Source organism: Photobacterium carnosum (assembly GCF_021236965.1).
In the GTDB taxonomy this organism is placed as follows: Bacteria; Pseudomonadota; Gammaproteobacteria; order Enterobacterales; family Vibrionaceae; genus Photobacterium; species Photobacterium carnosum.
Window position 1 is genome coordinate 39,866 of the sequence record NZ_WMDN01000025.1, and the last position, 12,747, is coordinate 52,612.

The window sequence follows — 12,747 nt, forward strand, 5'->3', positions numbered from 1 at the left end:
TGTTGCTGTAGTCACCCACAATTGTAATGCAACGTTATAACGTTCCTCTTATCCAGCTTTGCATGCACATATTTATATTTCTCTGATTGATTTATATCAACAAAAGCCTATTTTATGGCATTACCTCACAGATACAGATAGAATGCCCCCTCAAAAATTACAAGAAAAGCATTGAGTGGGTTATTTCGCATGAGTAGAAAAATAGAATTATTGGCACCGGGTGGTGACGTAGAAGCAATTAAAGCGGCGATTGTTGCTGGTGCAAATGCCGTCTACTGTGGTTTAGATATGTTCAATGCCCGTAACCGCGCCTCCAATCTTTCATATGATGAGCTAAATGGCGTATTACGACTGGCACATGAGCACAACTGTGAAGTCTTCTTAACGCTCAATGTCGTAATATTAGAACACGAGGTTGTTAGCTTGGTACGCTTGCTAAATAAACTGGTTAACAGTGGCATTGATGGCATCATCGTACAAGATTTGGGTATCTTCAACATTGTTAAAAAACATTTCCCATCATTACATATCCATGCTTCTACTCAGTTAACAACCCACAACGAAGGTCAGATTTTATTCTTACACAAAATCGGCGCTACACGAGTTAACTTATCGCGTGAGCTCAACCTTGGTGAGATTAAAGCATTAACAACCGTCGCTCATGATCATGATGTATTAACCGAAGTCTTTGTCCATGGCGCGCTATGTATCGCCTTCTCTGGTCAATGTTACTCAAGCTCAGTCAGTGTCGGTAACTCAGGAAACCGTGGTCGTTGTAGTCAAGCTTGCCGTGACGAATACGAAGTGACCGCTGAAGGTCATCGCTTCCCGCTTAACTTAAAAGATAATTCAGCCTACTTTGATTTACCTGAACTGGTCGATGCAGGGGTTGATTCGTTAAAAGTCGAAGGCCGTATTAAAGGTGCTCACTATGTTTACACCGTGGTTGATACATGGCGTAAGCAGATCAATAACTTCATAGAATCGGGTAAGTTATTAGCTGACGACAGCAACTTACATAAAGTCTTTAACCGTAGTTTCACCAACTCATTTTTACAGGGCGATCTCAACAAGAAAATGTTTACCGATAACCCGCGTGATAACAGTGTCAATTATGCGGTTGAAAAAAGTGATGCTATCTCCGTTGTTCAAATCCATGATGTAAAACAGGATCTTTATAATGATAAAAATGCACTAGGCGCGGAACTAGCCGACAAAATTAAAGATTTAAGCATTGATAAAGTCACTCTAACATTTGCTTTTACTGCCAAAGAAAACACGCCGCTAACGCTTAATATTATGGCGGACAACACATCATTTGAAGTAAAAACTGATTCGTTATTACGCATTGCTGATGAGATTGCAATTACACCAGAAACGATTGATAAACGCTTCCGTAGTTTTAATAATGCAACGTTTGATCTAGTGCCAATGAACTTTGACAACTTTGACGCCAACTTAACGGTACCGTTTAAAGAAATTACGGATCTAAAAAACCAAGCGGCATTCTTATTAAATGGCTCTCGTAACGTAATTAAGCATGTTGATTTACCTGCATTGCCTAAACACAAGAAAGTATCATCAACACCTAAACTATCGTTACTGATTGCCAATGAAAAAGATTTACACCTTGCTGATGTAACAGATGCTGATATCTACTTCAAACTCCCTGAAAGCTTGAAAAAGAACTGTCTTAAACACATTACGTTATTACAAGAAAACCCACGTTTGATTCCTTGGTTCCCGGCAGTATTAATTGGTAAAGATTACTTAGAATCAGTCAAAATCCTTGAGCAAGTGAAACCTAAGCGTATCGTAACTAATAATACTGGTATTGCTTATAAAGCTTATGAAATGGGTATCGAGTGGATCGCAGGACCGTTCTTAAATACGACCAACTCACACGCCCTTCTTACGTTAAAAGAAGAATTAAACTGTACTGGTGCCTTTATTTCTAACGAGATTAATCGTGGTCAAATCAGAAACATAACCTGTCCAGAAAACTTTAAGCTCTGTTACAGTATTTATCATCCCATTCTGATGATGACCAGTCGCCAATGTTTCTTCCAACAAACCGTTGGCTGTAAGAAACCAGCCATTGAAGCTGGCTGTATGCTGAAATGTGAAAAAGCGACAACCATTACTAATGTGAAAGGTATTTCGTTTGCGGTTGATAAACAAAAAGGTGGCTACCCAAGCATTTACAACCATGAGCAATTCTTAAACTTTGATGCAGTGAATGATTTCTCGCATTTATTTGACGAGTTCTTTATTGATTTAACCAATATCGGTGCAGGTTCTAAGCAAGAACAAGACAAAGTAGAACTAATCAAACACTTTGAAGCACTACTTGCTGGTAATGATGATGCTAAAGCTGAACTGGATAATTTAGTACCTATATCAACTAATGCCCAATATGTTCAAGGTTTATAAGCGTAGCGGTATAATTTAGTCTCAAAACAACAAAATAAAATAATATTAGACAGCCTGCTATTTTAGGGGCTGTTTTTTGTTTATATGCTTTATGCTGGAATATGTATCGACTGTACAACACAATCGGCTTTAGGATATGCAACCATTTTGTTCCACATTGACATCAATTTCACTCAATTATTCTCAATGTATACTTCTGCTCGTTTACGCTGCTTATTCGATATAATATCAATCTGAGCACTCACATATTTCAATTACTATAATTAATTCATAGCTACCCTATGTTTATCATATTTCCTGACTACCACTATTTAACAACCATAATTAAATAGTGGTAATCAAGTATTTTAAAACTAATAATACAAACGAATTAATTGAACTTATAGTTATAACTAATTAGTATTATCAACTTGAAATGCATTATGGCTAAACAAAGATGACACAATATCAGCAGATGATGCCCCATCGGCTAGACCTAAGTCTTGTTGTGGATTGATATTTTCTAACACAATATGCTGCGACTTACCTTCAAGGCTACTCACCTCAAGATTAACATTACCTTTGCCATCTACATCCGCACTTACATGGCTTAATAAATCATCCATATTTAAATTAGCATTTTCATCATCAGTCAGTAAATCATGAATATTGATTTGATCTTTATCTAATTCAAAATCGGTAATGGTATCAGTATTTGATATGGTAGAAAGCGACGTTTCATGCCATGTAAATACATCATCACCACTACCGCCAGTTAAAATATCATTACCTTGGCCAGCAACAAGAATATCATTACCATCAAAACCAAATAATGATTCGCCTTGGTTATCAGCAATTAATGTATTGTCCTGTTGATTACCAAAGTTATCACCCAATTCAAGATTACCGCTATTAAGTAACGAATCCAGCTTATCTTCGTTAGTCATACTGGTAGTATTGTCACCAAAGAGATCATTGTGACTAACACCATTCAAAATGATATTTTGCACCACTCGATGTTGGTCATCAAAAATCTGAATTTCGGTATTACCTTGTTGCTCAATAATATTTAGACGATTGTTAAGGTCATCTAAAGATTGAATATTTTGGCTATCAAGTGCATCACCCAAACTAATGGTATCAATACCCACTTCAAAATCCATGATAGTATCAGTTGCTGGCGCATTAGCAGTACCAAAATCACTGTCAGACCATAGGAAGGTATCTTTAACACCATCACCATTGCCATCGAGATCACCACCCCATAAGATATCATCGCCTCGACCGCCAACTAAAATATCAGATGCTAACCCACCGACCAAAATATCATTTCCATCACCGCCCAATAACGTTGCTTGTGCTGTACTATCAATCACTAAATTAGCTTGGTCGGAAGCACTATTCTGACCAATCACATTATTAGTAGCACTAAGGTCATCAACAACCACATTGATGTTTACTGGTGGTGATATAGCTTGGGAACCATCAGATTCTGTTGATACTGCTTCCATGCGTATAGTATGGCTACCTTGATCAAGATCTTTAATATAAACGTCACTTAAATCCTGAGCTGTAATCTGCCACTCGCCATTGCCTAAATCAGTACCAATAACATTACCCGCTTTATCAACAATCGATGCTGAGCCTAAATCACTAATTTTTATAGTAAGTGTCTCAGAAGCATCAGCCGATGCCGCAACAATTAAGCCAATCAACGGTAACATTGTTCCTAATGAACTTTGAATCGCAGCAGTTTGAAGATGATCGGTACTTAAACTCAATGATGGCGCATCTGCTTTTGGCGTTACTGTAATATTAACTTTATTGGTAGTAGATAAACTACTACCGGTTCCAGTGTTGCCACCATCCGTTGTCGTAATAGTCAGTTCATCACTGCCACTAAAGTTTTCAGTTGCGGTATAACTTACACCACTATCAAGCACAGTATTAATATCTGCCATTGAGCCTTTCAATACCACATTACCGCTACCATCATCAGTAACTTCAACGCCACTGTTGATAGGTAAAGTAATTGATAATGAGCCGTGGTTAACGGATAAAGTAACTGACATTCCTTCGTTATTAGCAAGCTCATTAAAATCGACATCTGTTACTGTAAGCCCATCAACAACCGTAGCCGTATCTTCACTCGTAGTTATTGTTGTTGGTACTTCGTTTACTGGTGCATCATTTTCAGCAACAACTGTAATATCAACCGTACTTACATCTGTTAATGTACCACCACTGCCGACATTGCCATTATCCGATGTGGTCATTGTTAGCTGGTCATTACCGTTGAAGTTCGTATCACCCGTATATTTAATCCCGCCATCTAACAGAGTATTAATCTTGTCAATATCGCCACTGATTACGAGCTTACCATCACCATTATCGGTAACCGTTAACCCTTGCGTATCAGCCGCAATAATCGATAGTTGTCCATGTTCAACATTAAGCTCAACCGTCATTTGACCAGAAGTACCACTCTCTTTAGCATCAATATCAGCAATGCTCAATCCGGCAATAACATGGCTACCATCTTCATTAACATCAAATGGTGCGGGTACGGTATTAATTGGCGCATCGTTAACAGGAGTAACCGTAATATCAACCGTACTTACATCTGTTAATACGCCGCCACTACCAACATTACCATTATCCGATGTGGTCATTGTTAGCTGATCATTACCGTTGAAATTCGTATCACCTGTATATTTAATCCCGCCATTTAACAAGGTATTAATCTTGTCAATATCGCCACTGATTACGAGCTTACCATCACCATTATCGGTAACCGTTAGCCCTTGCGTATCAGCCGCAATAATCGATAGTTGTCCATGTTCAACATTAAGCTCAACCGTCATTTGACCAGAAGTACCGCTTTCTTTGGCGTCAACATCAGCAATGCTCAATCCGGCAATAACATGGCTACCATCTTCATTAACATCAAATGGTGCGGGTACGGTATTAATTGGCGCATCGTTAACAGGAGTAACCGTAATATCAATGCTATCGGTGTCAGTTAATGCACCACCTGCGCCTGAATTACCGTTATCGTCGGTAGTCATAGTAAGACTATCTGTTCCATTAAAATCTTTATCGCCAGTGTAATTAATACCTTGATCTAACAGCGTATTAATTAGGTTCAAATCACCACGAATAACTAATTTACCATCGTCATTATCGGTAATCGTTAAGCCAGAGACATCAGCACCCGCAGCAATAGCAAGTTGCCCATGTTCAACACTTAACGTAACGGTCATGTCCATTACGGCATCATGATCATTGCTATCTACATCTGTGATTTGTAGATCTCTAATCACTAACGTCGCATCTTCATCTACCGTTAGTGGATCTGCTGGTAAATGATTTACTGGAGCATCATTATCCGGTGTTATATCAACGTGAATCGTCTTATCAACAGCAACACTGTCTGTACCAACAACCCCATTATCCACGGCTCGAATATCTAGATTTAAGTCGCCATTCCAAATACTGCCATCAATAACGGTTTGATTATTGGCGTCACCTGGATGAAAAATCAACCTATCCAGATCGGATCCTGTTACTTTAATAATCCATGAGCCATCAGGTTGTTTTTCTGCACTACCAACAACGCCATCAGGAAGAGTAAATGAACTTGAATCTGGCACATTAGTAATGGTGATCTGTAATGATTCTGCACCATTCTCATGCACATTTGTTCCTGGATTATTAATGGTTTTTTGATCATCAAAAGCTTGAATACCCAAATCCAGCGTAATAGGACTATTCTCGTCACCACTTACATTTGGATCAACATCGGTATCCACTTTATCGGCAATCGGATTAACATCAATGGTGATCGTTTCACGATTTTCTGCGGGCTTATCAAGTGAGTCTTCTTTTGAATAAACCACTATATCAAAATCAACGTTACCACTGAAATCATGGGGTGGACGAACTTTAATATCACTTAAATCAAAACTCTCACCTGATGCTGTAATCGTCCATACGCCATTACCATTATTGACTGCCCCTTCAATAATAAAGCCTTCAGGTACATTCTCTAACTTAATAGAAACGATACGTTCAGAACCATCAATATCTTCTAACGATCCACTGATTCCAGTAAGCGGAATAGCAGTATCTTCATCTCCAACAATCGGAGTATCAATACCTTGCCATTTAACTTGATCATTTACGGCAATAACATCAAAACTAACAGTATTATCAAACACTTTACTGTCTGTAACTGTTGCTCCTGTCGTTTGGTCATAAATAGCAGTATCAACCACGGTTGTACTAACATTAATATCCACCTTGCCGCTAAAATCTAATGTCGGGCGGAAATGGATATTATCAAGTTGACTTTGATCAACCGTAATTGATGTTCCTAATACGTTACCATCCGCATCAATAAATACCCCATCGCTAGTGTTAGCTAATGTCAGTGTTACTGATTGCACTGTTTCTTTACCACTGGTTTCAGAGGTATCAAGATCTTTTAAGCTAACAGAAAGATCAAGTTTGATATCACCATCTTCATACGCAATATTATCGTAAACTTGCTCTTGTTTATCATCTGAGGTTGAGATTGGTTGCTTATCTGCATTCAATCCTTCGGTTTCAACAACTGTAACTGTGACCGAACTAGGGCCATCTACTTGAGGGGCTACTTGAACCGCAATAGTGTCGTTTTGCGTTTTATAGTCACCGCTTTCAGTATCAGTGGTGACATATTTAACATCAAATTTAAAGTCTCCAGCATAGTCAACTGGAAGGTTTAATTTAACATCTGAAAGATCAATCGAGCCATTAAGACCAACAGATACTTTTAATACATATTCACCAGTAACATGATTAAATTCAGCGCCAGAAATAGACGCTCCAGCGGGTAAATCATTGGCGTTAATTACCAAGGTAAAATCATCATGTACCTGCTCGCCGCCAGCGGTACTTACCTTAACGATATGATCCATCATCTGCTGACCGAGATCGATAGAATGATCTTCGTCACCCGTTACAATATAGTTATCATCAACAATAATATCAGCCGCTTGCTTATCATTAGTTTCAGTATTAGCGCTAAAATCAAGTGTAATAGTGCCTTTCTCTTCAACTTTATTACTAACGTCACCGTCATCACTCATATCTTGAACAAGCGCATTGATATTCAGTGTTAACTTATCGTTATAGCCTTCTGGTGCAATAATTTTAAGATTATTTAAAGCGGATTGCGGTACTGTCCAACTGCCATCACCATTATTGATACCACCAATAATCACAAAGCCTTCAGGAATAGGGTCTAATACAATTTGAGTGATCACTTCAGAGCTTGAAGTATCATCATTTTCCCATACAATTTTACCATCAGAATTGGCATCATTTGACAGGTCAATAACACCATTACTACTAGATGCAATTGTTGTAACCACCGTACCGTTATCATCAATAATGAGATTACCATCAGGCTCAACGACAGCTTTAATATCTACGTCTAATGTACCTGTAATATCTTTGGTAACGGTTTCTTTATCACCATCAACATCCGTTTGAGACACGGTAACCGTCGATGTTAACTGAATATCTTGATCTGAATTATGAGGTGCCGTTACTGTAAGCTTACCGCCATCAAGTAATGTCTGTAGTTGTTGATCTGTAAATTCAACACTACCTGTTCCACCATTTGCCAATAATGTTCCATTAATAAATAATTGATAACCTACTGGTAAACCATTTAAAACTAACCCTGTAATATGTTCTTGACTGTCAGAAAGAGAAGGCTGCCAGTTAACTACTGTCGACTCATCTTCTAACCCTTTAGAAACGGTAGTGTAATTATCCGCATCAATTTCAGGGGTAATATGAATCACTAATTTTCCATTAAAGCTCGTACTCGCACCATCATTTTCAGTAACGACAGTTCGTACATCAAGATGAAGATCTTCAGTACTATTATGAGGCGGCTTAATCACTATATCCGTTAATGAGGCAAGATCGACCTGATAAATTGGCTGACCATCACTGTCTTCACCTGCATAAACCAATGTTTGCAAATTACCTTTAGAATCATAAAGTTCCGTACCTTCTGGGATTCCTGAAATAACCACACTTAATGTTTCCGAACCATCGGTATGACCATCAGCATTGGTGTGCTCACCAGAGATGACTTTAAAGTCGAATGTCGCTTCACTGTCTTCTTTAATGGTGGTTTGTAACCCGTGTTGACCATTATCCAATGGTGTCCAATCAGGATTATCAGAGACGATTTCAGGGCGATCAACAACCCCAGTTAAAGCAATATCAATCGTTTGAGGACCGATGATTTTTTCACTGGTCTCAGTCGTCACTTGGCCGTTAGCATCTGTCACTTGTGCGTCATCACGCACAACACCATTAACGGTAATACTGAAATCAACATTGCTGTCCAATGGTGGTTGCATTGATAAGCCGCTGAGTTCTTGGTATAAAATCTCATATACACCATCAGCATTTGGAGTCAGTAACTGATCATTAACATACAACACCGCCCCTTCAGGCAGGGCTGAAATTTGCAGATATAAAGTCTCAGATCCATCAGTATTATCATCCAATGATATCAACGTAATATGGCTTGATAAATCAATACGCTGATCTTCATCTGCTTCAACACGCGTTACTTTAAGTTCACCATTATCAGCATCAGGATTTACATTAATAATGACTGTTTTCTCTGCAGAATCAGCAAATTGATGTCCATTTACAAAGTTATTATTTTCTTTACTTTGTGCTTGAATGGTTAACTTAATATCACCACTGAAGTTATCAACTGGATTAACTTCAACTGATGCCATCTGACTCACTGTCACTTTATATACACCAGAACCTGGTGAAGTTTCAGTTAATAACTGACCACCAATTTCTAAAGTACACTTATCTTGGTATTCAATCGGAACAGTAATGAAATAAAATAGCACTTCTGAACCATCAGTATCTTGTAAATCAGCGACAACATTGAGCAAGACATTATTCTGATCTTCTGTAGTGACATAATGATCAACCGAACTTGCATTCCAAACAGGTGTATCTGCAATCCCTTGAACATTAACGAAAAATTCACCATTCATTACTGGATGATTACCGCCATCGGTGGTATTAATTTGTGCAACTACATCAAATTTTATGCCCGAAGATGAGGTTGAATAATCTTCATCAGGAACAAAAGTAACCCCTTGTAAAGTAAACTTCACATCCGGTGGATTGGTATTATCAACAATAAATGCGGCCGGTGGTAACGTCACACTGCCATCACTATTAACCGTAAGTGGTTGGCCGTTATACATAAACATACCATGTGCTTGTGTCTGTAGCTGAATAGTTACCGTACCAATATGTTCACCACGGTCGTTATCCCCACCGTCAATGGTCATATTGATTTCAATACCACCACGATTAGGATCAACGTTGTCTGTAGCATCGGTAGAATGACGACCATCCTCTTCTTCACCGATACTATTTTCAACTTGTAATGTGGCGTCTTTATCGGAAATATCTAATGTAATTGTGCCCGTTGCGGTATCACCATCGCCATCTGTGACCTCAAAACCAATCTCTTTAATCAGATCTTCTTGGGTTTGAGAGATGTTATCTTTGGCTATAAAGTAAGTATCACCGTTAGGCTTGATCATCAGATCGCCTAATACTTGCGTACCATCTTTCACTTCATAGATTCGATATTCACCAGATTGCTCTAAGCTAGACAACGCAATATGCTGACCATCAACAATCAATGCTGTCACTTCAGCACCATCAGCGCCCGCTGCTGTAATCACATTTTCTTGCGTTGTCGAACTATCTTCTACCGTCGCTAATGTCACATTGTGAACCGATGGAATATCATCTTTCACGGTGACATCAATATTAACACTACCACTTACGTCGCCATCTTTATCAATGGCGTACACCGGAATTTCAATGGTTAATTGATCTTCACCTTGGGTTGGATGATCTATAGTCCCATGCAATTGGAAAATATAGCGCCCTGTTGGTAACAAATAATAGGTAAACACAACGTTACCATCAGCAATACCTTGATAAGTACCTTCACTTGATTGCGATAACGTTATCTTATTTCCATTCGAGGTTATGTCATTTTGTTGATTAAAAGAGTCAACATCAACTTTATAAGTTGAAATATAGTCACTCCCTGAATCAACAATAATATCGCCAAGAGCAGATTCACCATCCCCTGATGGTGTTGAGCCTGAAGCTAAATCACTCTCCTCAACGGTTAAAGCAGGAGCCGCAGTGATCACTGGGCCAGTACCATCATTAATGGTGATTTGAGCATTAATATAGTTATCGCTATCACCACCAAGATAATCACCATCGGTATCTTGTATCTGTACTGGTACATCAATGACGATTCTATCGCCATCAACAGTAACCAATCCACCGTCAGTATTACCACTATGATCAAGAGGGGAATACTGAGTAATAGATACCTTAATATCAGCATCATGACCATTCGTTGCTTGGGTTGCCGACACCGTGACTGTAATAACAACATGTCCGCTAGCGGTACCCGTTAACACACCAGTACTATGATCATAATTAAAGCTGATCTTTGCGCCATTTGCGGTTAATTCTGATTGTAATTCATCAATCAATGCCGTGAGTTTAGTACTATCAATGGTCGCAGTGGTTGGATTAAGGCGATCCACCCCAGCTTTAACGTCAATATTAACATCACCTGAAACAGGATAACCTTGTTGACCAGTAGCAGGGGTTAAATCACCTTCAGTAATAATAATTGAACCTGTTTCACCACCTACCGCATTATTACCATCATGAATATTGATCGTAATCTGGCCTGGCTTACTGACATCACCATCATGATCTTGTGCATAAACGTTTAAGTCGATATTTTCATTATCAGCCGCTTTATCATCAACTTGATCAATCGGTTGTTGTTGGGTAACGGTATAATGACCATCAATATCAATACTTACTTCCATCACAACCTGAGACGGATCACTTTGCAGTACAACAATCACACTCGATCCATCAGCGCTCAAATGATAACTTGTGGCATGGCCATTACTAGTTAAACCATTTAATGATGCCTGCTCGCTACCAAAATAGACTTTTTCTATTTGGTCACTTCCAGTATCAACATTGATTGTGCCTGAACCAGTTGCCTGACCTGATATATCTTCTTCTAAGGTTGCTGACGTATCTTTCCCAAATGACGGTTTTTGACCATCTTTAATCGTAATGTTGACATCAACAGGTTTTTCTAGCGCATCACCATCAGTATCCTGCATTTGAACAGGCACACTAATAGTAATTTTACCGCCTCTAACATCAACAAATGTACCGTTAGATTTCAAATGATCTAATGGTAGTGATTGTTGAATAGTCATATCGACACTGACATCACCATTTGCTAATGATGATGGTGTCATCGTAATAGTCACTGCCTCGTGTCCGCCTGTTGCGGTTACACCAGTAATGGTAATGACGCCATTCGCTCCAATCTCAACATTAAAACTTAACGTTTCACCATCAGATGTAAGGCCATTTAATTCAGTTAACAATGTCGACTTAACACTATCAGTAATTGTTAACGAATTAGCGACTAAGTCATCATCAGTTGCATCAACAGTAAATTGTCCGGAGCCAACAACAGGGTAACCTTTTCCTGGGCGAGGATTTTCTAAATCCCCTTCTGTAATAGTAATATTGGCTTGAACGCCTTCACCTGTAGGGTTTAGACCATCCTTAATATGGATCTCTAATTGACCCGTATTACTCGTATCACCATCGTCATCAGTCGCAACAACACCAAGCTCAATATTAACACTATCGCCCGCGGCATTATTTTGCTCAATAGGTTGATGTTGTTCAACAATATAATGACCATCATTAGCAATAGTGATGGTTAAGACTGCTTCGCCATCATTCGTACCGCCGTCGATAACAACCTGAATTTCATTACCATTAACAACATAGCGAGTCGCTTGATTATTAGAAACAAGATGCTCAAGAGTCGGCTGAGACAATGTGAAATTAATATTTGCGATGTCATCTGAGCCCACATCGAGTGGAATCTTTCCAGTTGCAGTTACACCAGTTTCTGTTTCCGTAATAGTAGTACCGCTATCGATACCGAATACAGGGTTAGCACCATCTTTAATCGTAATATCAATCGTGGCTGGGTTATCTAATGGATCGCCGTCAGTGTCTTTGGCTTGCACGGGCACTTTAATCGTAATGTCATCACCATCGACAGAAACATAAGTACTATTACCTGAATCTTTATGATCAAGGGGAAGTTCTTGGATGATTTTGACTTCAACATTAACGTTTTGA

General features: G+C 38.9%; 2 protein-coding genes. One reads left to right on the forward strand and one right to left on the reverse strand.

What is annotated here, in order from left to right; genetic code table 11:
* Positions 1–189: 189 nt before the first annotated feature.
* A complete protein-coding gene (locus tag GLP24_RS17180; RefSeq protein WP_232616313.1) occupies positions 190–2,433 on the forward strand; it encodes a peptidase U32 family protein in 2,244 nt (747 codons plus the stop codon).
* Between the two features lie 392 nt (positions 2,434–2,825).
* Here the strand turns inward: GLP24_RS17180 and GLP24_RS17185 are convergent, their stop codons facing one another.
* Positions 2,826–12,632 (reverse strand): T1SS-143 repeat domain-containing protein, encoded by a 9,807-nt coding sequence (locus GLP24_RS17185; RefSeq protein WP_232616314.1) that lies wholly within the window; start codon positions 12,630–12,632, stop codon positions 2,826–2,828.
* Between the last annotated feature and the right edge of the window lie 115 nt (positions 12,633–12,747).